Source organism: Pseudomonas lyxosi (genome assembly GCF_047758685.1).
Taxonomy (GTDB): domain Bacteria; phylum Pseudomonadota; class Gammaproteobacteria; order Pseudomonadales; family Pseudomonadaceae; genus Aquipseudomonas; species Aquipseudomonas lyxosi.
This window is the reverse complement of record NZ_CP180481.1, coordinates 5,260,924-5,283,694: the sequence shown is the minus strand read 5'-3', so window position 1 is coordinate 5,283,694 and position 22,771 is coordinate 5,260,924. Positions and strand designations below refer to the sequence as shown.

19 protein-coding genes are annotated in these 22,771 nt (G+C 61.4%); 15 read left to right on the top strand and 4 right to left on the bottom strand.

The annotated features are described in order from the left end of the window. The first annotated feature begins 4 nt into the window (after positions 1-4). On the top strand, positions 5-748 hold the full coding sequence (locus tag ACMXYI_RS24270) for an SDR family NAD(P)-dependent oxidoreductase (protein ID WP_415769413.1): 744 nt from the start codon (positions 5-7) through the stop codon (positions 746-748). 74 nt (positions 749-822) lie between these two features. Here ACMXYI_RS24270 and ACMXYI_RS24265 read toward each other — a convergent pair whose 3' ends face one another. Continuing rightward, on the bottom strand, positions 823-2,022 hold the full coding sequence (locus ACMXYI_RS24265) for an MFS transporter (RefSeq protein WP_415769412.1): 1,200 nt from the start codon (positions 2,020-2,022) through the stop codon (positions 823-825). Between the two features lie 85 nt (positions 2,023-2,107). Beyond that, complete coding sequence (locus ACMXYI_RS24260) at positions 2,108-3,130, bottom strand: alpha/beta hydrolase (protein WP_415769411.1); 1,023 nt, start codon at positions 3,128-3,130, stop codon at positions 2,108-2,110. A 265-nt stretch (positions 3,131-3,395) separates the two neighbouring features. Here ACMXYI_RS24260 and ACMXYI_RS24255 point away from each other — a divergent pair, with 265 nt between their 5' ends. Both ACMXYI_RS24255 and ACMXYI_RS24250 read left to right on the top strand, forming a co-directional pair. Next, entirely contained in the window at positions 3,396-4,331 is a 936-nt protein-coding gene (locus tag ACMXYI_RS24255; protein ID WP_415769410.1) for an AraC family transcriptional regulator, read from the top strand. A gap of 206 nt (positions 4,332-4,537) precedes the next feature. Then, entirely contained in the window at positions 4,538-5,764 is a 1,227-nt protein-coding gene (locus ACMXYI_RS24250) for an RtcB family protein (protein WP_415769409.1), read from the top strand. A gap of 27 nt (positions 5,765-5,791) precedes the next feature. Here the strand turns inward: ACMXYI_RS24250 and ACMXYI_RS24245 are convergent, their stop codons facing one another. Together ACMXYI_RS24245 and ACMXYI_RS24240 are read right to left on the bottom strand one after the other, a co-directional pair. Further along, positions 5,792-6,505, bottom strand: a complete 714-nt coding sequence (locus ACMXYI_RS24245; RefSeq protein ID WP_415769408.1) for a cupin domain-containing protein — start codon at positions 6,503-6,505, stop codon at positions 5,792-5,794. Positions 6,506-6,545: 40 nt separating this feature from the next. Then, positions 6,546-7,403, bottom strand: a complete 858-nt coding sequence (locus ACMXYI_RS24240; protein ID WP_415769407.1) for a GNAT family N-acetyltransferase — start codon at positions 7,401-7,403, stop codon at positions 6,546-6,548. A 242-nt stretch (positions 7,404-7,645) separates the two neighbouring features. On the opposite strand from ACMXYI_RS24240, the gene ACMXYI_RS24235 reads away from it, so the two are divergent. The 12 genes from ACMXYI_RS24235 (at position 7,646) to ACMXYI_RS24180 (ending at position 22,755) form a co-directional block, all read left to right on the top strand. Continuing rightward, on the top strand, positions 7,646-9,118 hold the full coding sequence (locus ACMXYI_RS24235; protein ID WP_415769406.1) for an aldehyde dehydrogenase family protein: 1,473 nt from the start codon (positions 7,646-7,648) through the stop codon (positions 9,116-9,118). Between the two features lie 515 nt (positions 9,119-9,633). After that, positions 9,634-10,302 (top strand): haloacid dehalogenase type II, encoded by a 669-nt coding sequence (locus ACMXYI_RS24230; RefSeq protein WP_056743952.1) that lies wholly within the window; start codon positions 9,634-9,636, stop codon positions 10,300-10,302. A 57-nt stretch (positions 10,303-10,359) separates the two neighbouring features. After that, positions 10,360-11,634, top strand: coding sequence for an NAD(P)/FAD-dependent oxidoreductase (locus ACMXYI_RS24225; RefSeq protein ID WP_415769405.1), 1,275 nt, complete (start codon positions 10,360-10,362; stop codon positions 11,632-11,634). Between the two features lie 83 nt (positions 11,635-11,717). Continuing rightward, on the top strand, positions 11,718-13,355 hold the full coding sequence (locus ACMXYI_RS24220; RefSeq protein ID WP_415769404.1) for an ABC transporter substrate-binding protein: 1,638 nt from the start codon (positions 11,718-11,720) through the stop codon (positions 13,353-13,355). Positions 13,356-13,400: 45 nt separating this feature from the next. Then, positions 13,401-14,357 carry an ABC transporter permease gene (locus ACMXYI_RS24215; RefSeq protein ID WP_033062145.1) on the top strand — a complete coding sequence of 319 codons (957 nt, stop codon included), beginning with the start codon at positions 13,401-13,403 and terminating at the stop codon, positions 14,355-14,357. After that, on the top strand, positions 14,354-15,229 hold the full coding sequence (locus ACMXYI_RS24210) for an ABC transporter permease (RefSeq protein ID WP_033062146.1): 876 nt from the start codon (positions 14,354-14,356) through the stop codon (positions 15,227-15,229). The genes ACMXYI_RS24215 and ACMXYI_RS24210 overlap by 4 nt, the downstream gene beginning before the upstream one ends. Position 15,230: 1 nt before the next feature. After that, positions 15,231-17,072, top strand: a complete 1,842-nt coding sequence (locus ACMXYI_RS24205) for an ABC transporter ATP-binding protein (protein WP_415769403.1) — start codon at positions 15,231-15,233, stop codon at positions 17,070-17,072. Then, a complete protein-coding gene (locus ACMXYI_RS24200) occupies positions 17,069-17,377 on the top strand; it encodes a (2Fe-2S)-binding protein (protein ID WP_415769402.1) in 309 nt (102 codons plus the stop codon). Before ACMXYI_RS24205 ends, ACMXYI_RS24200 begins: the two co-directional genes overlap by 4 nt. After that, positions 17,359-18,750: an NAD(P)/FAD-dependent oxidoreductase gene (locus tag ACMXYI_RS24195; RefSeq protein WP_415769401.1), complete on the top strand. Its 1,392-nt coding sequence runs from the start codon at positions 17,359-17,361 to the stop codon at positions 18,748-18,750. The genes ACMXYI_RS24200 and ACMXYI_RS24195 overlap by 19 nt, the downstream gene beginning before the upstream one ends. Next, the gene (locus ACMXYI_RS24190; protein WP_415769400.1) at positions 18,747-19,901 is read left to right on the top strand and encodes an NAD(P)/FAD-dependent oxidoreductase; all 1,155 of its coding nucleotides are present in this window, start codon (positions 18,747-18,749) and stop codon (positions 19,899-19,901) included. The genes ACMXYI_RS24195 and ACMXYI_RS24190 overlap by 4 nt, the downstream gene beginning before the upstream one ends. Then, positions 19,898-21,055: an acetylornithine deacetylase gene (gene argE, locus ACMXYI_RS24185; RefSeq protein WP_415769399.1), complete on the top strand. Its 1,158-nt coding sequence runs from the start codon at positions 19,898-19,900 to the stop codon at positions 21,053-21,055. Before ACMXYI_RS24190 ends, argE begins: the two co-directional genes overlap by 4 nt. A 242-nt stretch (positions 21,056-21,297) precedes the next feature. Further along, entirely contained in the window at positions 21,298-22,755 is a 1,458-nt protein-coding gene (locus ACMXYI_RS24180) for an NAD-dependent succinate-semialdehyde dehydrogenase (RefSeq protein ID WP_415769398.1), read from the top strand. Positions 22,756-22,771: the final 16 nt, after the last annotated feature.

Below are 22,771 nucleotides of genomic sequence, written 5' to 3'. Positions count from 1 at the left end.
TTATATGACTCGACTCAATGGAAAAGTTGCCATTATCACCGGAGCCGGTCGCGGCATCGGCCGAGCCACAGCGAAGCTTTTCGCGGAGGAAGGTGCGAAGGTGGCGGTCGTTTCACGCACGGCTGAAAATGTCGCTGCCGTTGTCGCTGAGATCCAGGCTACGGGTGGGATCGCCCTCGGAGTAGTCTGTGATATCGCCGACCCGGATCAAATCAAAGCTGCCGTAGAAAAGGTGGTGGCCGCGTATGGCCGGATCGATATTCTTGTGAACAATGCCTTCGACCCCTCGGTGGTTCTTTCATCGGTTCTCGATCTGTCGGCCGAGCAATTGCAACGCAATTTGGAAATGGGGCCTATTGCCTATCTGCGCACGATGCAAGCCTGTTACCCCCACCTCAAAGCCAGCGGGGAAGGTAGGGTCATTAACTTCGCCTCGCTGGCCGGTGTCATCGGCCTGCAGGGATACGCCCCTTACAACATGGCGAAGGAGGCGGTGCGTGCCTTGACTCGCTCGGCGGCAAGGGAGTGGGGGGCTGACAAGATCACTGTCAACAATGTCATGCCGGTCGCAGACACTTGGGGTACTGCGGCCGATGTGCCTGCGCCCACGAACGTACTTGGCCGTTATGGATCGCCCGAAGAGGACATCGCGCCGGTCGTGCTATTCCTCGCCAGCAAGGATGCACAATTCCTGACGGGATACAGCCTGACGCCGGACGGTGGCCAAATCATCGACAGCGCACGCTGACTGACACGTCCAACTTCCGAGCGCATGCTCAACCGAAACCACAAGACATGCCTCGGCGTGTCTTGTGGTTATTTTCAAGCGATGTTCGCCAATGCAGGAGACTCCCGCTTTGCTACGCGTGCTGCCAGTAATGCAAGAACGGCTGCCACGCCCAGCAAGGCTGCGCTCAACTCGAAGGTCGCTCGATAGCCGCTTGCGTCAAAGACCAGCCCGCCAATGGTTGCACCAGACGCAATGGCCAGTTGGATGATCGCCACCATTAAGCCGCCTCCCGCTTCAGCAGCGTCTGGTAACGTTCTTGCCAACCATGTCCACCATCCCACGGGCGCGGCAGTCGCAACCAGTCCCCAGAGGCCAAGCAAGACAGTCGTGGTGGACACCGAGCTACCGAATGAAACTAGCGCCAGTGCAATCACCGCCATCAAGATCGGGATGACGACGAGGGTTCGATGCAGGCCATTTTTCAAGAACGCTTCAATCAGAAAGGTTCCAGCGAGACCCGCCAGACCCAGGACGAGCAACATCAGCGACAGCATGGAAACACTGACGTGCGTGACCGTTTCAAGGAACGGGCGCAGATAGGTAAATAGCATGAACTGGCCCATGAAAAAGACACTGACTGCCACCATGCCTAACGCGACCGGTGTGCTTTTCATCAACCTGAAGACATTTCCAGTGCCTGAACCGCTTTGCGACTTCATCGCTGGAAGGCTAAACAAAAGCCAGACAGAGGCGACTACCGCGACCGGAATGACGCACAAGAATGCACCGCGCCAGCCGATCAAGGCGCCGAGAAAACTGCCCAACGGCGCTGCAATCACTGTCGCCAAAGCGTTGCCGCCGTTGACGATTGCCATGGCGCGAGTGATTTGGTCATCAGGCACCAAGCGCATGGCGGTTGCCGCCGACAATGACCAGAACCCACCTATCGCCACACCGATCAGCGCGCGGCCGATCATGAACACCCAGTAGTTCGGCGCGAACGCGACCACTGTTCCGGAAAGGATCATCAACAGTGTCAGTGAAAGGAGCAGCGGCTTACGCTCAACCCGCGTAGCCACCGATGCGATCAGAAGACTGGCGAACAAGGCAAACAGCCCCGAGACAGAGATTCCCTGGCCGGCTTGCCCCTCGGTGATATGCAGATCTGCGGCAATCGGTGTCAGCAGGCTGACGGGCATGAACTCCGACGCCACGAGCACGAAGGCGGCGAGCGACATGGCGAATACGGCGCCCCATGATTTATGGGGCTCTGGGAGGAGGTGATCAGTCATTGTTTGAATCCTGTATTACGCGAAGCGTCGCAACCCCGGGCACGGGGCTACGAGAGAACCGGTGCCCGGCTAAGGCACGATCGGGCTACTTCAGGTTGCTTTTGAAGAACGTGGTCAACTTGGCGAATGGAATGAGGTTGACTCGGTCGTAAAGATCCACGTGTCCGGCATCTGGAATGATGAGCAGCTCTTTAGGCTCGGCGGCTCGCTTGTAGGCATCCTCACTGAACTCGCGTGAGTGTGCCTGGGCACCGGAAATAAACAGCAGTGGGCGCGGGGAAATGCTCTCGATGTCATTGAACGGATAGAAGTTCATGAACTTCACGTTACTGGTCAGTGTCGGCATGGTGGTTGTCTGCGCCGATGCGCCGGGCGGAGTGACTTCCCCTCGCGGCGTGCGGTAGAAGTCGTAGAACTCGTCACCCACGGCGTTGCCGGTCAGCTTGAGTGGTGAACCGCTGGTATAGCGGGTCTGCCCACCCTGGAACTCCACATCGCGCTGTTGCGCCGCTTCGCGAATGATCTGCTGGCGTTGTTCAGCCGTTACGCCGTGCTTGAGGCCATTACGATTGGCCGCACCCATGTCGTACATGCTGACGGTGGCGATGGCCTTCAAACGCGGATCGATCTTGGCCGCACTGATAGCGAAGCTGCCACTGCCGCAGATGCCGAGGACGCCGACTCGCTCACGGTCGACAATCGGTCGAGTGCCGAGAAAATCGACAGCAGCACTGAAGTCTTCCGCGTAGATATCTGGCGAGACTGCATGGCGAGGCGTGCCCTCGCTTTCGCCCCAGAAGGACAAGTCCAGCGACAATGTGACAAATCCTTGTTCGGCCATTTTGGTGGCATACAAGTTTGCGCTCTGCTCCTTCACCGCCCCCATGGGATGGCCGACGATGATGGCCGCGTTCCTGGATTTGGGGTCGAGGTCTTTCGGGGTGAACAGGTTGCCCGCCACCTTCATGCCGTATTGATTCTTGAAGGTGACCTTTTCTACGGTCACCTTGTCGCTTTTGTAGAAGTTGTCCGCACCGTTTGACATATCGGCTCCCATTGAAGAAAACGAGGTAACGAGAAGCCCCAGGGCAAGCAAAATTCCTTTCACTGGATATTCCTTTCGATTGAATAGTTGTCGGCTGGAGTTTTTTGACCCGGCGTTTAGTCAGCCAGGTCGGGAGGGTTGATCAAGAAGCGATATGACGTCATGGGCAATTCCTCAATGAGTTTGTCGGATGAACATTCTCCCGTGCTGCCCCAACTCCCTGTAGTGCATTGCGCTGGATTACTTGCCTGATTCTATGAGTCTCTGTTTTTTTGCAGGACGGTCGTGTGCTGGCGAGATACAGTTCAGCGAGAGGTACGAGATGAACATGACGACCCAACACGCAACCGCCACATCGCCCCAGGAAGCGCTTGCCCAAGTCATTGGTACGCAGGTTTCCAGACCAGGGGATTTCGGAACGCCCATTGCGGGCCTCGGCTTCTTCAGGCGCGAACATCCATCGCCGCCCGTCGTCTGCATGGTCGAGCCAAGCATCATCATTGTCGCCCGGGGGGAGAAGCAGCTCTGGGTGGGGGGCGAGGGTTACCCGTATGGCACGTCACGTTTTCTGATCACCTCATTGGACTTGCCTGCCAATTCAGAAGTGCTGGCAGCAAGCCCGGAACAGCCATGCCTGGGGCTGACTTTGAAACTCGATCTGCGCATGCTGGCAGAGCTGATAGCGCAAAGCGATCTGCCGCCAACCCGTGATCGTTCAGTTGCGAAGGGGGTAGGAATTGGTTCAGTGACCCCTGCAATGCTGGCGTCATTCGGGCGCTTATTGGCACTGCTCGATGAGCCGGAGTCCATCCCCGTTCTCGCCCCCTTGATCCAGCGCGAGATTCACTACCGTCTCTTGCAGAGTGATCAGGCGAGCCGGCTTCGACAAATAACTTCTGTCGATGGACAAGGTTATCGGATCGCCAAAGCCATCGATTGGTTGAAGTTGAATTACACCTCGGCGCTTCGCGTCGAGGAGCTTGCGGCCCGAGTGCAGATGAGCACTCCGACCTTTCACCACCACTTCCGCCAACTCACCACAATGAGCCCCTTGCAATACCAGAAATGGCTGCGACTGAACGAGGCAAGGCGTTTGATGCTCAATGAACATCAGGACGTATCCAGTGCGGCTTACAAGGTCGGATATGAAAGTCCGTCCCAGTTCAGCCGCGAATACAGCCGTCTGTATGGCGTACCCCCCAAGCGGGATATTGCGGTGTTGCGCGGCAACGCCAATGGCACTGCAACGCGAAAGCAGTCATGAGAAATCAATGGGGGCACCGTGACAGATTCACATTCATGGAATGCATTATCGCGGTGATTGAGCGCTACCTGCCGATGACAATCGATTGCCAGGAGGCGGGAACACGGTGAGTAAATAAATTTGTCCCCTTTTCTCCGCAAAGTAGGAAAATCAAAGCGGCGCCAGAACAACGTCGAACAGTCGACCAATCGAAAAGAATCGAAGTCATGCAAGCACATACCTACCAACTGCTGGAAGTCGCCAACGGCAAACCGATCAAGCTCTGGACCGAAGGCGTCCCGGTAGAAAACGAAGCCAGACAGCAATTGATGAACACCGCCAAGATGCCGTTCATCTTCAAGCATCTGGCCGTGATGCCCGATGTACACCTGGGCAAGGGCTCGACCATCGGCAGCGTGATTCCCACGGTTGGCGCGATCATTCCGGCCGCCGTCGGAGTAGATATTGGTTGCGGGATGATCGCCGCGTGCACGTCGCTGACCGCCAGCGATTTGCCGGACAACCTGCATGGCTTGCGCTGCGCGATCGAGAAAGCGGTGCCCCATGGCCGCACCATTGGGCGCGGCGTTCGGGACAAGGGCGCCTGGGACAGCGTTCCGCATCAGGCGGACCGGGCCTGGGCGGCAATGGACTCGCGGTTCAAGGCGATCACCGGCAAGTACCCGAAACTCGCCAACACCAATAACCGTGGGCACTTGGGCACGCTGGGCAGCGGGAACCACTTCATCGAGGTGTGCCTGGATGAAACCGACCGGGTCTGGTTCATGCTGCACAGCGGTTCCCGTGGCGTCGGCAACGCTATCGGCAACCTGTTCATTCAGTTGGCTCAGGCGGATATGCGTCAGCACCTCGCCAATTTGCCGGACCGTGACCTGGCTTACTTTAAAGAGGGCAGCCGGCACTTCAATGACTACGTCGAAGCGGTCGGCTGGGCTCAGGACTTCGCCAGGCAGAACCGCACATTGATGATGCAAGCGGTGATTCAGGCGACCCGGAAAGTGATCAACAAGCCTTTTGAGGTTGCGCTGGAAGCGGTGAACTGCCACCACAACTACGTGCAGAAAGAGCGCCATTTTGGTCAGGAAATTCTGGTCACCCGCAAAGGCGCGGTATCGGCCAGGAAGGGCGAGCTGGGGATTATTCCGGGCTCGATGGGCGCCAAAAGCTTCATCGTCCGCGGGCTGGGTAACGAGGATTCATTCTGTTCCTGCAGTCACGGCGCCGGTCGCACCATGAGTCGTACCAAGGCGAAAAGCGTGTTTACCGTCGAAGATCAGATCCGTGCCACCGCCCACGTGGAGTGCCGCAAGGACGCTGCCGTCATCGATGAAATTCCGATGGCCTACAAGGACATCGACGACGTCATGCACGCCCAGCGCGAGCTGGTTGAAGTGCTGCACACCTTGCGTCAGTTGGTGTGCGTAAAGGGATAGGGGAAATGGGCACGGGTATGCCTTGCACTACCTCACCGCATAGAACTTGCGCACATACCGCGTACTTTTCCACGCGCACGGTGCCCCTAGCGGCACAAACACGCTGTCGCCGGTGTTGACCTCCACGCTCGTTCCATCAGGCGTCAGCAGGGTGACGCTGCCTTCGATCAGGTTCATCAGCTCATGGAGTTTGTGGGGCCGGCCGTGACGCTCATACGGTGTCGAATCCCAAACACCGACGCGCAGTTGGGTAGCGTCGTCTTCGAAGGCATTGTGTGACCGGCACTGCGGCGTCGGCCCGATCAAAATCTGCGGTTCCGGTGCGGCCGAAGGCGAGAGCATGTCCAGCGGGTCGAGCGCGGTCAGGCCGGGTGTCGGCTGTGCGCTGGGGCTGGTGACGGCACAAAAGGCCCAGCACGTATCCGTTTGAGCCTGGAGTCGCAGCGCTGTGCCGCGACCGATCACGGCACTGGCCCCGACACCCAATTCCAGTGTCTGCGTTTCGGAATGCAGCACGACGTGGCCGGCGTGGACCACGATCACTTCGGTGTGTGGAAAATCATCACTATCGAGCGTTCCGCTGGTGTGCACGATGCCCGCTGACACGCCGTCCGGGCCGTTGTAGGCCACCTGGCGTCCGTCCTTGAACGGATCGAAAGCCCCCAAAGACGCTGCTGTAAAAGACGTGGTAACGCGGCTGCCGTCGGCGCGAGCCAACAGCAGAACGGTAGGTTCAGACATATGGGTGACACTCCATAAAAAAGGACTGTGGGGACAGCGATCAGCCAATGGCTTGAGTCACCACAGCGAACTGCTGGACGCCATTGGCTGTTTGCGGTGGCGTGCCTTTGGCCATTTGCGCCACGGTATCGACCGGCTTCAAACCCGCCGACTCCAGCCATTCGGCCAGGCCGCTGTCTGCCGGAATGTCGATGCGCACGAAGGCGTCCGGTACTTGCGCCAACAACACCGCGATCAGGTGTTTGGCCTGTTCGAGGTTTTCGGCGACCACCGGGCCGATGCAACGACCACGGCCGAAGGGGCGCAGCAAGGCGAAGGCGCGTAACTGGCCGTCGCGTTCGATCCCCACCGAATGCTCGACCACCTCAAATAGATCCGCGAGCACCGCTTCGCGATCCAGCCCGCTGCCGGCGTTGGCCAAAGCCAGTACGCGAGCCTGATCAGCCGAGTTCAGCACACGGCACTGTTCGCCGTCCGCCAGTGCGGCGGGTGCAGGTGCATTGACGTTGCCCTGATGCTGCTGAATCCGGCCGAATTCGACAAAGCCCTGGCTGGCGTAAAGCGGTGCGCCGGCCAGTGTGGCGTTGAGCATGGGAGTGCGTGACTGGCAGGCATCCAGCGCCTGTTCCATGAGCTTGCGGCCGATGCCCTTGCCTTGATAGTCATCACTGACGATCACCAGGCCAATAGTGGTGAAGCCACCCTGGGGGCAGGCGAATGCCGTGCCGATCAGACGCTCGCCATCCAGCACCACAAAGCCGTCGCTGACCCGTTGCAGCATCGCCCAGTCGTCCAGGCGATGGGGCCACTTCAACTGCACGGACAAGGCGTGGGCCGAGGGCAGGTCGGCGGCCGTCATCGGCCGATAGACATAAGCAGGTTGTTGCAAGGCGGACATGGCGAGTCTCCGTTGGACAATGTGCGCAAGCGACCGGATTTCCAGTGCGATGGTGCCTGTATCCCATCTGTGCGAAGGCCTGACAAGGGGGGCTGGAGCATTCGGCAGATTCCGCAACCCCGAGGCCGACAGACCACACTTCCTACTTAAATGCACCGCAAGGTCGGCAGCAAATGCCAGGGCTTTTTTTCTACGATGGAGACCTGAGTTCACGACGCGTCGTCCCTTATTTGGAGTGCTCCATGGATAGCTTCGATCCCCGCCTTATCGCTGTGCGCAGCGCTCACTTCATTGCTGGAAAGTACCGCGACGCACAACCCGGGCTTGAGGTGGTGCGCCCCTCTGACGGCCAGGTCTATGCCCAGTTGCCAATCGCCGATGCCGACCTGGTGGATGAAGCGGTCACTGATGCCTGGCAGGCGTTCAACCGCAGTGACTGGGCCAGTCGTCCACCCCGGGAGCGGGCGCGGGTGATGCGCCGCTGGGCCGATCTGATCGAGGCGGACGCCGCCATCCTGGCACCGCTGGAAGCCGTGGGCTCGACGCGTCCTCATAAAGATGTGATCGCCTGGGATATTCCTTATGTCGCCGAAGGCATTCGCTTCTTCGCCGAACTGGCGGACAAGCATGGCGGCCACGTGGCGGCGACCCAGACCGATCGACTGGGCATGCAGATCGCCGAACCTTACGGCGTCATTGCCGCCATCGCACCGTGGAATTTCCCCTTGAGCATGGCGTCCTGGAAAGTCGCCCCGGCGTTGGCCGCCGGTAATGCCGTGGTGCTCAAACCGTCGGAGCTGACGCCGTTCTCCAGCCTGCGCTTTGCCGAACTGGCGCTGCAGGCGGGCATTCCGGCGGGGATTTTCAACGTCATTCAGGGCGATGGCCGCATCACCGGTGACGCGTTGTGTCGGCATCCGCGCGTGGCCAAGGTGACGTTCACCGGGTCCACGGCGACCGGGTCGAGCATCATGTCGACCTGTGCGCTGGTGGGGCCGAAACCGGTGACACTGGAACTCGGCGGCAAGAGCCCGCAACTGGTATTCGCCGACGTACCGGACATCGCCAAAACCGCGCGAACCGTGGCGCTGGCCATCACCGGTAACGCCGGGCAGGTGTGCGTGTCCGGCTCGCGGTTGTTGATCCAGCGCTCGATCATGGAACCGTTTATCGCGCATTTGCAGGCGTATTTCGAGGAACTGCGCCCGGGGCCGACCTGGTCATCCGAGAGCACGTTGTCGCCGATCATTTCCCGACTGCAAGCCAGCCGCATCGACGGTATCGTCCAACGCTCGCGCCAGGCTGGTGCTGAAGTGCTGACCGGCGGCGGATTATTTGAAGGTCTGGGCGGTGCTTATTACCAACCAACCTTGTTGGCGGGTCTGGACAATGACAACCCGGCCATTTGCGAAGAAATCTTCGGCCCGGTGCTGACGGTGCAGGCTTTCGATGATGAAGAGCAGGCGCTGAGCCTGGCCGCGCACGCCACCTACGGCTTGGCGGCGGGCATACACACCGCCGATATCAATCGCGCCCTGCGTCTGGTCCGGCGGCTGGAGGCGGGGACCGTTTGGGTCAACCGTTACGGGCGCAGCAACGACTACATCCTGCCGACCGGCGGCTACAAACGCTCCGGCATCGGCAAGGACCTGGGGCGCGAAGCGTTCGAAGCCAATTTACGCTTCAAGAGTGTGCTGATCGATATCGTGCAGTAACACACAGCACGCCATCTGTAGCAGCTGCCGAGCCTGCGAGGCTGCGTTCGGCTGCGAAGCAGTCGTCAACCGTGATGACATGGTTTACCTGACACACCGAGGTGCATGATTTCACGACTGCTGCGCAGCCGAACGCAGCCTCGCAGGCTCGGCAGCTGCTACATGAGTGAAGTTTCAAACCGCACCCCAACGGGCGCTTCCGCAAGGAAGCGCCCGTTTTCGTTCAGCCCGGCGCAGGTTCTGCGGCAGATCGGTGCGTGATCGGCCCTTGTAGGGCGATAAAGGCCCATTAGAGCGCATAAATACGGGGTTTGCCCAAGGCTTGTGCGCGCCGCAAAGTCTGCTGAGGGCGGGTGTTAAAACGGTGGTTTGTATCAAGCGAAGGTCGCTTTTAACGCCATCTGCTGATTTCACAGTGTTGTAATGACGGTGTGCTGCAGCGTTGCATCACAGCTTCGGAAACGGAGCGAATGCTTGTCACGCCATGACCTCAACGAACTTCAGGACCGCACTCAATGAGCTTTCTTCGCCCCAAATTCATTACGTTCGACTGCTACGGTACGCTGACCAATTTCCACATGGGCACGATGACTCGCGAACTGTTCGCCGATCGCGTGAAGCCCGAGCAGATGGATCAGTTCGTCAAGGACTTCTCGGCCTACCGCCTGGACCAGGTCATGGGTGACTGGATGCCCTATGACGAGATTCTCAAGACCGCACTGGCGCGGACCTGCAAGCGCTGGGGCATCGAGTACCGTGACGAAGGTCAGCTGTATTACGACGCCGTGCCGACCTGGGGCCCGCACCCCGATGTACCGGCCGGCCTGTCGAAAATCGCCGACAAGATCCCGTTGGTGATTTTCTCCAACGCCAGCGACAGCCAGATCATGTCCAACGTCGACAAGCTCGGCGCGCCGTTCCACAAGGTTTTTACCGCCGAACAGGCCCAGGCCTACAAGCCGCGTCTGGCGGCGTTCGAGTACATGCTCGACAACCTCAACTGCGGGCCGGAAGACATCTTGCATGTGTCTTCCAGCTTCCGTTACGACCTGATGCCGGCCCACGACATGAAGATCAAGAACAAGGCCTTCGTCGCCCGTGGTCACGAAGTCCCGGGCAATGCCTTCTACGGCTACCAGCAGATCACCGACATCGGCGGGCTGGCGGCGCTGGTGGGTCTCTGAGTCGAACGGTAACGGTGCTCTTCAACGCATTCTTTTTTTGGCAAAGGCGGGTTAGACATGGGCAGTGAATCCTACTGGCTCGACACCGCACCGGCGTTCAGCGGTGCTCAGCTCGGCGCATTGCCCGGGCAGGTCGACGTGGCCATCGTCGGTGGTGGTTTCACCGGCCTGGCGGCGGCCCGGGCGTTGGCCTTGAAGGGCGCCAGTGTGGTGGTGCTCGAGGCCGGAAGGGTCATCGGTGAAGCGTCCGGGCGCAATGGCGGCCAGTGCAACACCGGGGTTGCCCAGGACTACGCCGGGCTCAGCGCCAGCCTCGGAGCCGACAAGGCTCGGGCCTATTACCAGGCCTACGAAAGCGCGGTGCAGAGCGTGGTGTCGTTGGTGGAACAGGAGCAGATCGCCTGCGACCTGATTCGTAACGGCAAGCTCAAACTGGCGGCCAAGCCGATGCACTACGAGGGCCTGGCGCGGACCTGCGACCTGATTCGCAAGGAAGTCGATGCCGACGTCGAATTGCTGTCCGCGGAGCAGACCCGTGCGGAAGTCAATTCCGCCCAGTTCCACGGTGGCTTGCTGCAGCGCAACGGCGTGCAGATGCATGTCGGGCGCTTCGGTGTCGGTCTGGCCGAGGCGGCGGCTCGCCACGGTGCGTTGATCCATCAAGGCACCTCGGTTGTGGACTGGAAAGCCCAGGCCGGCGGCTATCAGGTCAACACCAGCAAAGGATCGCTGCACGCCGGTCAGGTATTGCTCGCCACGGGCGCCTGTCAGCATGGTGGTTTGGGCTGGTATCGGCGGCGGATCGTGCCGGTGGGCAGTTTCGTGATTGCCACCGAAGTCCTTCCACCGTCGCTGATCGAGCAGTTGTTGCCGGGCCGCCGCGCCTATGTCACCAGCCGCATGATCGGTAACTACTTCCGCCTCACCCCGGACAATCGCCTGCTGTTTGGCGGCCGTGCGCGGTTCGCCATGTCGGACAGCGTCAATGACGCTAAAAGCGGCAAGGTGCTGCAAGCGGCGATGGTGCAGATGTTCCCGCAGTTGGCCAACGTGAAGATCGACTACTGCTGGGGCGGGCTGGTGGATATGACCTCCGACCGCTTGCCCCGTGCCGGTCAGCACGGCGGGATTTATCACTCCATGGGCTACAGCGGCCACGGGGTGCAGATGTCGGTGCACATGGGCCAGGTCATGGCCGATGTCATGGCCGGCAACGTCGAAGCCAACCCTTGGCGTGAACTCGAATGGCCGGCGATTCCAGGCCATTTCGGCAAACCGTGGTTCCTGCCGTTCGTAGGTGCCTATTACCGCTTCCAGGATTATTTGCATTGAGTTGATGTTGTGGCGTCACCGTCGTTTGCGTTTCAACGCTCCGGACAACCCGAGCCTTCTCATTATCGACAGGTACAACTGATATGACTGACAAAAAGATCGACTCTCAACTGATCTCCGGCCAAGAAAGCCTGCGAGTCTTTGAAGGCCTCAATCGCGGCATGTCGCGCCGTAATGCCTTGCAAATGCTCGGCGTGGCGGGTGTCGCCGCAGCGGGCGCCGGCAGCCTGTTCGGCGCCGCCGGTAAACTGTTCGCCGAAGAAGCCGCCACCCCCGGCAAAGGTAAACCGGGCGGGCGGATTCGCGTCGCCGGCATGTCCAGTTCTACCGCCGATACCCTGGACCCGGCCAAAGGCGCGTTGTCGACCGACTACGTGCGCCATTTCATGTTCTACAACGGCCTGACCCGTTTCGACGCCCACTTGGTGCCGCAACTGGAGCTGGCCGAGCGCATCGACAACACCGACGCCACGCTGTGGACCATCACCCTGCGCAAGGACGTGACCTTCCACAACGGCAAAACCCTAAGCGCCGCCGACGTGGTGTATTCGCTGTCGCGCCACAAGGATCCACTGACCGGTTCCAAGGTCATGCCGCTGATGGCGCAGTTCGAAGAAATCAAAGCCACCGGCCCCAACGAAGTGCAAATCCGTCTGAGCGCGCCGAACGCCGAGCTACCGTCGATCCTCGCCGTGTCGCACCTGATGATCGTTCCGGAAGGCACCACCGATTTCAACCAGGGCATCGGCACCGGGCCGTTCAAGGTCAAGGAATTCAAACCGGGCGTGCGCTCGATTGCCGCGCGCAATACCGGCTACTGGAAACCGGGCCTGCCGTACCTGGACGAAATCGAGTTCATTGCCATTGCCGACGAACCGTCGCGGGTCAACGCGCTGTTGTCGGGCGACGTACACATGATCAACGAGGTCAACCCGCGCTCAACCACGCGCATCAAGGCCAGCCCCAAGCACCGGGTCGTCGATGCGCCATCGGGCAACTACACCGACCTGATCATCCGCCAGGACCAGATGCCGGGCAAAAGCGCCGAATTCACTCAGGCCATGAAGCACCTGCTGGACCGTGAACAGGTTAAATCCGCAGTGTTCCGGGGCTTTGCCGTGGTCGGTAACGACCATCCGATTTCCCCCGGTTCGCGTTACTACAACGCCGACCTGCCGCAACGGGTCTACGACCCGGAAAAAGCCAAGTTCCTGCTGAAGAAGGCCGGCATGGAAAGCATCACCATGCCGCTGGTCGCATCGCCGGCCGCCACCGGTTCGGTGGACATCGCGGTGCTGTTGCAGCAGTCGGCGAAACAGGCCGGGCTCAAGCTCGACGTCAATCGCCTGCCGAGCGATGGCTACTGGTCCAACCACTGGATGAAGCACCCGCTGAGCTTCGGCAACATCAACCCGCGGCCGAACGCCGACGTGATGTTCTCGCAGTTCTTCCAGTCGAAAGCGCCGTGGAACGAATCGGGCTGGCAGAACGATCAGTTCGATCAGCTGCTGATGCTTGCCCGAGGTGAAACCGACGACGCCAAGCGCACCAAGATGTACGCCGACATGCAGACCCTGGTGCATGACCACAGCGGTATCGGCGTGCCGGTGTTCATCAGCAACATCGACGGTGTCGACCAGCGCATCAAAGGCTACGGCAGCAACCCACTGGGCGGTTTCATGGGCTACATGTTCGCCGAGCAGGTCTGGCTGGACGCTTGATGAGCGGTGATTGAAGCGACGGGGACATTGCATGAGGGTAGGGCGATGAATAGCAACACACTGTGGTTGATCGGCCGGCGCCTGGGCGCCGCGATCGTGACCTTGTTGATCGTGTCCATGGTCGTGTTTGCGATCACGGCGGTACTGCCGGGGGACGCGGCGCAACAATCGCTCGGGCAGTTCGCCACGCCGGAACAGGTGGCGGCGTTGCGCCTGAAACTGGGGCTGGATCAGCCCGGTGTGTTGCGTTACCTGCACTGGTTGATGAACCTGCTGAGCGGCGACATGGGCCAGTCGGTCTCCAACGCCATGCCGGTCAGCGAGTTGATGGCCGGGCGGGTGCCCAACACCCTGATGCTGGCGGCCGCCACGGCGCTGGTGTCAGTGCCGGTGGCGTTGATTCTGGGCATTGGCTCGGCGATGGGTCGCGGCGGGCGCATTGACAGCTTCCTGAGCTTCTTCACCCTGGCCATGGTCGCCGTGCCGGAGTTTCTGGTGGCAACCCTGGCGGTGCTGATTTTTGCGGTGAACCTGGGTTGGTTGTCGGCGCTGTCGTACGCCAGCGACATCACCTCACCCTGGCAATTCATGCGCACTTACGCCTTGCCGGTGATGACGCTGTGCTGCGTGATTGTCGCGCAAATGGCGCGCATGACCCGGGCGGCGGTGATCGATCAACTGGACAGTCCCTACGTGGAAATGGCCCGGCTCAAAGGCGTGAGCCCGATGCGGATCGTGCTGCGCCATGCCTTGCCCAATGCCATCGGGCCGATCGCCAATGCCATCGCCCTGAGTCTTTCCTACCTGTTGGGCGGGGTGGTGATCGTCGAGACGATCTTCAACTACCCCGGCATCGCCAGCCTGATGGTCGATGCGGTGACCAACCGCGACATGGCGCTGGTCCAGGCCTGCACCATGCTGTTTTGCACGGCGTACCTGGGGTTGGTGCTGATTGCCGACCTGTGCGCGATTCTGTCCAATCCGAGGCTGAGAAACCAATGAACAATCTCATTGTGAAATCGACGCCTGCGACCCCCGACCTGTCGGTTGGCAAGGTGTCTCATGGCCCGGCCTGGCTGGGTCTGATCGGGGCTGCGATGTGCGTTATCTGGTTGCTGGTGGCGATATTCGGCCCCTGGCTGGCGCCGCACCCGGTGGGCGAAGTGGTCTCTGACAATGTCTTCGACAGCATCAGCGCCGTTTACCCGTTCGGTACCGATTACCTGGGTCGCGACATGCTCAGCCGCATCCTCGTCGGCGCACGCTTCACTGTCGGCCTGGCGTTGGTCGCGGCCGTGTTGGCCAGCGGTCTGGGCACCAGTTGTGCGCTGCTGTCGGTGGTGTCGCCGAAGTGGCTGGACGAGGTGATCAGTCGCTTGATGGACGCCTTCATCTCGATCCCGAGCAAGATGCTGGCGTTGATCATGGTCTCGGCCTTCGGCTCCTCGGTGACCTTGCTGATCTGCACCGCGGTGCTGAGCTTCACGCCCGGCGCGTTCCGCATCGCCCGCAGCATGGCGGTGAACATCGAAGCCCTGGAGTACGTGCAAGTGGCCCGTACCCGCGGTGAACGTCGGCTGTACATCGCGTGCGTGGAGATCCTGCCGAACATGCTCAACCCGGTGCTGACGGACCTGGGGCTGCGTTTCGGTTTCATCGTGTTGCTGCTCAGCGGCATGAGCTTCCTCGGTCTGGGGGTTCAACCACCGGATGCCGACCTCGGCTCACTGGTGCGCGAAAACATCGGCGGTCTCAATCAGGGCGCGCCGGCCATCGTGATTCCGGCCCTGGCCATCGGCACCCTGACCATCGGTGTGAATCTGTTTATCGACCGCCTGTCTTCGCGACGTAGTCGACGTTCGGGAGGCCATTGAAATGAGTGAATTGATTCGAGTCGAAAACCTGCGCGTGGTCGCTTGCGGTGAGCGCGGCGAGGTAGAAATCGTCAAGGGCGTGAGTTTCTCCCTGGCCAAAGGTGAAGTGCTGGCATTGATCGGCGAGTCCGGTTCGGGCAAGACCACTATCGCTCTGGCGCTGCTCGGTTACGCCCGGCGCGGTTGTCGCCTGGCGTCCGGCGTGGTGCAGATCGGCGAGCACGACATGCTCGCGTTGAGCGAAAGCGAGCTGCAAGGCCTGCGTGGCAACCGCGTGTCCTATATCGCCCAGAGTGCGGCGGCGGCGTTCAACCCGGCGAAAAAACTCATCGATCAAGTGGTGGAGGGCGCATTGATTCATGGCCTGGGCAGCCGGGCCGTGCTCGAAGCCAAGGCCATCGAGCTGTTCCGCGACCTCGCGCTGCCGGACCCCGATCGCATCGGCCAGCGTTACCCCCATCAAGTCTCCGGCGGGCAACTGCAACGGGTCATGGCGGCCATGGCGCTGATCAGCGATCCGCTGCTGGTGGTGCTCGACGAGCCGACCACGGCACTCGATGTGACGACCCAGATCGATGTTCTGCGTGCCTTCAAACGGGTGGTGCGCGAACGTGGGGCGACGGCGGTTTACGTGTCCCACGACCTCGCGGTGGTCGCGCAGATGGCCGATCAGATTGTGGTGCTCAACGGCGGCGAAATTTTCGAACAAAGCGCCACTGCGCCGTTACTCAAAGGCCCGGCCCATGAATACACCCGCAGCCTGCTGGCGGCGGCGCGGCCGGACACGACGATTCGCCCGCCCTGCGATGTGGCGCAAGACACGCCATTGCTGACCATCCAGGGCCTGACCGCCGGTTACGGCAACAAGAACCTGCACGGCATGCCGTCGATTCGGGTGCTGGAAGACATCGACCTGACCGTGCGCCGGGGCCAGGCTATTGGCGTGATCGGTGAGTCGGGCTCGGGTAAATCGACCCTGGCGCGGGTGGTGGCGGGGTTGCTGACCCCGGCGCTCGGCGGGCTGACCTTCGATGGTCAACCGCTGGGCGGCAGCCTGTCCGAGCGCACCGCCGAACAGTTCCGCCGCATTCAAATGGTCTTCCAGAACGCCGACACTGCGCTCAATCCGATGCACAGCGTCAGCACCATTCTGAGCCGGCCGCTGAAGATGTATTTCGGTCTCAAAGGCGCCGCATTGCGCGAGCGCATCGGCGAGCTGCTAGATCTCGTTCGTTTGCCGCGCACGATGGCTGAACGGCGTCCGAATGAACTGTCCGGCGGGCAAAAGCAGCGGGTCAACCTGGCCCGGGCCCTGGCGGCCAAACCGGATCTGATTCTGTGCGATGAGGTGACCTCGGCGCTCGACACCGTGGTCGGCGCGGCGATTCTCGAACTCCTGCGCGACCTGCGTCAGGAACTGGGGGTTTCGTACCTGTTCATCAGTCACGACATCTCCACCGTCCGCGCGCTGTGCGATGACATTGTGGTGATGTACAGCGGCCACAAGGTTCAGGCGGGCACTCGTCAATCGTTCGCCCAGGCACCGTTTCATCCTTACACCGACCTGTTGATCCATTCGGTGCCGGAGCTGCGTCAGGGCTGGCTGGAGAACTGCGGCACCACTTGCGGCGAACTGCCGCCGATCGGCGCCAAGGCCAACGTGCCGGAGCTGTGTACCTTTCTCAATCGGTGCCCGGTGCGGGTCGACGGCCTGTGCAATCGCACCGCGCCGAACCGCCGGACCATCGCCGGTGGCAGCGAAATCCTATGCCACCACGACACCGCCGAGCTGCTGAAAACCCAGCAGGATTTGAACATCATGACCCAGGGAGCCTACGCATGAAGGGGCGATTTGTGAGGCTGGCCGAGCAGGGCCGGCCGACCGTCAATTTGAAGGTGGACGGCGCACCCATCGAGGCGTTGCAGGGCGACACCCTGATGGTTGCGTTGCTGACCCAGGGCTCGGCGTTGCGCCAGTCGGAATTCGATTCGGGCCGCCGCGCCGGTTTTTGTTTGATGGGCGCCTGCCAGGATTGCTGGGTCTGGACTCGCAGTGGCGAACGCCTGCGTGCCTGTTCCAACGAAGTCCGTGAAGGGCTGGACATCGTCACCACACAACCGGAGGCGACATGGCCACTGCACGGCTGAGCTCTAATAAAGTCGTTATTGTCGGCGCCGGGCCGGCCGGGATTCGCTGTGCTGAAACCCTGCTGGCCGCGGGTTTAAAGCCGATCCTGATCGATGAAAATCGCCGGGATGGCGGGCAGATCTACCGTCGCCAGCCGGAAGGTTTTACCCGCGATTACGCCACGCTATACGGCACCGAAGCCGCCAAGGCCCGGGACCTGCACCAAAGCTTCGATCGCTTGCGCGGGTCGATCGACTACCGACCGGACACGCTGGTGTGGAACCTCACACCGGGGCAATTGTGCTGTGTGAAACAGGGCAAGCATACGACGGTGGATTACGACGCGTTGATCCTCTGCACCGGCGCCACCGATCGCTTGATGCCAATCGAAGGCTGGCAACTGGCGGGCACCTACAGCCTTGGCGGGGCGCAGATCGCGCTCAAATCCCAGGCGGTTTCCATCGGTCACAGCGTGGTGTTCATGGGCAGCGGGCCCTTGCTCTATCTGGTCGCCAGTCAATACGTCAAGGCCGGCGCCAACGTGGCGGCAGTGCTCGATACCTCGCCGCTGAGCAAACGCATCCTTGCCATGCCCAAACTGCTGGCGCGTCCCGGATTACTGTTCATCGGAATGAAACTCTTTGCGCAGTTGTATCAGGCGAAGATCCCGGTACATCTTGGGATCAAACCTCAGCAAGTGCTGGGTGACGCGGCGAGCGGTGTCAGTGGCGTGCGGGTCAGTACGGCGCGCGGGGAAACCCTGACGGTCAATTGCGATGCCGTGGCGCTGGGTTATCACCTGCGTCCGGAAACGCAATTGGCCGACCTGGCCGGTTGTCGCCTGCGTTTCGATGAGGCGTCCAGCCAATGGTTGCTGGCGGTTGATGAAGACGGCCGAACCTCGGTCAGTGGTGTGTACGCGGCCGGGGACGGCTCGAAGATTCGTGGCGCGGACGCCGCTGAACACGCCGGAAGGCTGGTCGCCATGGCACTGCTGGAGGATCTGCACCAATCGGTGAATGCCGGGTTGCGCGACGAACAACGCCACGCGCTGGCGGTGATGGATCAGTTTCGCCTGGGGCTGGCCCAGGCGTTTCCTTGGCCGTCGGCGCAAGCCAAAGCCTTGCCGGATACCGCCATCGTTTGTCGTTGCGAGATGATCAGCGCCGGGGAGTTGCGCCGCACCGTCAGCGAAAAGGGTGCCTGCGAAGTTAATCGGGCCAAGGCGTTCAGCCGGGTCGGCATGGGCCGTTGCCAGGGCCGTTATTGCTCCCAGGCCGGGGCCGAGGTGATTGCAGCCGCCGCTGGCGTCAGCGTGCAACAGGTCGGCCGACAGCGCGGTCAGGCGCCGGTCAAACCCCTTTCGATGCTCACCGAGGAGGTGTCGCCATGACGGTTCACAAAGCCGATGTCGTGATTGTCGGCGGCGGCCTGATGGGCTCGGCGGCGGCGTTTTTTCTGCGTCAGCGCGGTCAGTCGGTGATCCTGCTGGAGCGCGACCAGATTGGTCAGTACGCCAGCGGCGTGAACTTCGGCAACGTACGGCGCCAGGGCCGGTTCCTTGGGCAACTGGCGTTGGCCAACCGTTCGTGGGCGCTGTGGAAGTGCTTGCCGGAGTTGATCGACGACGACCTCGAATTCATCGCCAGCGGGCACATGCGTGTGTGCTACCGCGAAGACGAAATCCCTGAGCTGGAAGCCTACGCGGCAGCACCCGAAGCGGCGCAACTGGATCTGAAAATCTTTCGCGGCGCCGAGTTGCACGCGCGGTTCCCGTTCCTCGGGCCAGACGTGAAGGGCGGCTCCTACGCACCCCACGATGGGCACGCCAATCCGCGTTTGGCCGCCCCGGCATTTGCCCGTGCCGCCCGACGCCTCGGCGCGCGGATCGAAGAACAGACCGAAGTCGCCGAAGTGCAAAAGGTCGGTGGCGAGTTCAGCGTCACCACCACCGATGGCCGCCAATTCAGCGCCGCCCAGCTGTTGATCACCGCCGGCGCCTGGGGCCAGAAACTGTCGGCGCAGTTCGGCGAGCCGGTGCCGCTGGACACCCATGGCCCGCAAATGGCCGTGACCGAACCGGTGCCTTACGCCTTGCCGACGGTGATCGGCGTGTACACCAAAATACCCGAGGAAGTGATCTATTTCCGCCAGATCCCGCGCGGCAACATCGTCATCGGCGGCGGTTATCGCAGCAAACCGGACATGCTCAATCGCCGGGCCTATGTCGAGCCACGCAGCATCCTCAATCAGATGGAGCAGATGCGCCGCCTGCTGCCGGGTGTCGGCAACCTGAACATCATTCGGGTCTGGAGCGGCATCGAAGGCTACCTGCCCGATTCCCTGCCGGTGATGGGCCCCAGCGGCACTGTCGATGGCTTGTTCTACGCCTTCGGCTTCTGCGGCCACGGTTTCCAGCTCGGTCCTGGCGTCGGCGATGTGATGGCCGAACTGATCAGCACCGGCAGCACCAGCACGTCGATTGAGCCGTTCTCCATCAACCGGTTCGCCCTCTCAGCCGAGCAACGGAGCAAGGCCTCATGAAACCCCGTGTACTGGATATTCTCAAACGCCTGATGGCCTTCGACACCGTGTCTTCGGAGTCGAACATGGCCCTCATCGACTACGTGCGTGAGCTACTGCTGACCAAAGGCATCGAGTCGCTGATCGTCAAGGATGAAACCGGCAAAAAGGCCAACCTGTTCGCCAGCACCGGCCCTCGCGAGTTGCCGGGGATTCTGCTGTCCGGGCATACCGACGTGGTGCCGGCGGCGGGGCAGGCCTGGAGCTTCCCGGCGTTTCAGGCGACGGTGCAGGACGGGCGGATTTACGGCCGTGGCAGTTGCGACATGAAGGGCTTCATTGCATTGGCCATCGACGCCATGCTCGACGCAGCGGACAGCCCCTTGAGCCGGCCGCTGCAACTGGCGCTGTCCCATGACGAAGAGACCGGTTGCGTCGGCGTGCGCCGTTTGCTGGACGTGTTGCACCTGGCGCCGGTGCGACCGTTTTTGTGCCTGATCGGTGAACCGACCAACATGCAGTTCGTGTTGGGGCACAAGGGCAAGGGTTCTTACCGCACGTATTGTCGGGGCCTGGAGGCTCACTCATCGCTGGCCCCGCGCTCGGTGAATGCGATTCACGTGGCTTGCGATTTCATCGCCGCGCTGCGTCAAAGCCAGCAGCAGTTGCAAGAGCAGGGCGCCCAGGATGCTGACTACGACGTGCCCTACAGCACCGTGCATGTCGGGCAGATTGTTGGCGGCAAGGCGCTGAACATTGTGCCGAACCTGTGCACCCTGGACTTCGAAGTGCGCAACTTGCCGGCGGACGATCTGGATCAGTTCCTGGAACAGATGCGCGAGCGTGCCGAAGTCATCGTGCGTGAGGCCAAAAAACTGTCCAGTGTCGCAGCGATCGACATTGAAACCGTCAACGTGTATCCCGGCCTCGATACGCACCCGAGCGTCGAAGCGGTGCGCTTCCTGAAGAACTTCGCTGCGCCGGATACCGGCACCGCCAAGGTTTCCTTCGGCACCGAAGGCGGGCTGTTCAAGCAACGTCTCGATGTGCCGGTGGTGGTCTGCGGGCCGGGTTCGATCGAACAGGCGCACAAACCGGACGAGTTTATCGAGATCAGCCAGATGGAGGCCGCGGAGCGGTTTCTGGAAGGCCTGCTCGGGTCCCTGAAGCAGTGATGATCGTTCCCACGCTCCGCGTGGGAATGCAGCCCGGGACGCTCTGCGTCCCATCTAGAGCCGAACGCGGAGCGTCCGAAGAGGCATTCCCACGCAGAGCGTGGGAACGATCATAAAGCCCTCGGTAGAGCCTGCCGTCCCATCCCGAATTTCAGCATCCAACACCGCCCAATCGGCACTTTCAGCATCCTCACCCGCAGCACCTCCCTAGACTGGAGCATGTCTCGGATCAGGACTCGACCATGCTCAAGAATCGTTTGAAAGACCCCAGCCTTCTGGCAGAACTCGCCTATGTCGACGGGCAGTGGATCGGCGCCGACAACGCCGCGACCCTGGACGTCATCGACCCGGCCAACGGTCAGTTGATTGGCCGCGTACCGGCGATGCAAGGCGCGGAAACCCGTCGCGCCATCGAAGCGGCCGAAAAAGCCTGGCCGGCCTGGCGAACTCGCCCGGCGGCGGAACGTGCGGCGCTTCTGGAGCGCTGGTATCAGGCCATGATCGACAATCTCGACGACCTGGCACTGATCATGACCTGCGAACAGGGCAAGCCGCTGAACGAAGCCAAGGGCGAAATTCGCTACGGCGCCGGTTTCGTCAAATGGTTCGCCGAGGAGGCCCGACGGGTCTACGGCGAAACCATGCCGGCCCCCAGCGGTGACCGCCGACTGCTGACCCTCAAGCAACCAGTGGGTGTGTGCGCCGCGATCACTCCGTGGAATTTCCCCAACGCGATGATCACGCGCAAATGCGCGCCAGCCCTGGCGGCCGGGTGCCCGATCATCGTCAAGCCCTCGGACCTGACGCCGTTGTCTGCTTTGGCGTTGGCGGTACTGGCCGAACGCGTGGGCATCCCGGCCGGGGTGTTCAACGTGTTGACCGGCATGCCCGCCGGGATCGGCGAAGAGCTGACCGGCAACCCGAGCGTGCGCAAGATTTCCTTCACCGGCTCGACCGCCGTCGGCCGTTTGCTGATGCGCCAGAGCGCCGAACACATCAAGCGTTTGAGCCTGGAACTGGGCGGCAATGCGCCGTTCATTGTGTTCGACGACGCTGACCTTGAGCAGGCGGTGGCCGGCATCATGCTCAGCAAGTTTCGCAACGCCGGACAAACCTGCGTCTGTGCCAATCGCATTCTGGTGCAGGACGGCATCTACGAACGCTTCGCCCGGCGCCTGGTGGAGGAGGTGGGCAAGCTCAAGGTCGGCAACGGCCTGGACGCCGACGTCACTATCGGTCCGCTGATCAACCCGGCGGCGGTGAGCAAAGTCGCCCGGCACATCGACGATGCCCTGAGCCAGGGCGCGCGTTTGCTCTGCGGCGGCATTCCCGAGGGCGACAGCCAGTTTGTCCAGCCCACGGTCCTCGGGGAAGCCCACGCGGGCATGCTGTTGGCCAACGAAGAAACCTTCGGCCCGGTGGCGCCGCTGATGCGCTTTACCGATGAAGCCGAAGCCCTCGCGCTGGCCAATGCCACGCCTTACGGTTTGGGTGCCTACTATTTCACCCAGGACTTGCGTCGTTCATGGCGTTTCGGCGAGGCGCTGGAATTCGGCATGGTCGGCCTCAACACCGGGATCATTTCCATGGAAGTCGCGCCGTTTGGCGGCATCAAACAGTCGGGCCTGGGCCGCGAAGGCAGCAAGTACGGTCTGGACGAATACCTTGAAGTCAAAGCCTTCCACATCGGTGGGCTGTAATTCACAGACACGGGGA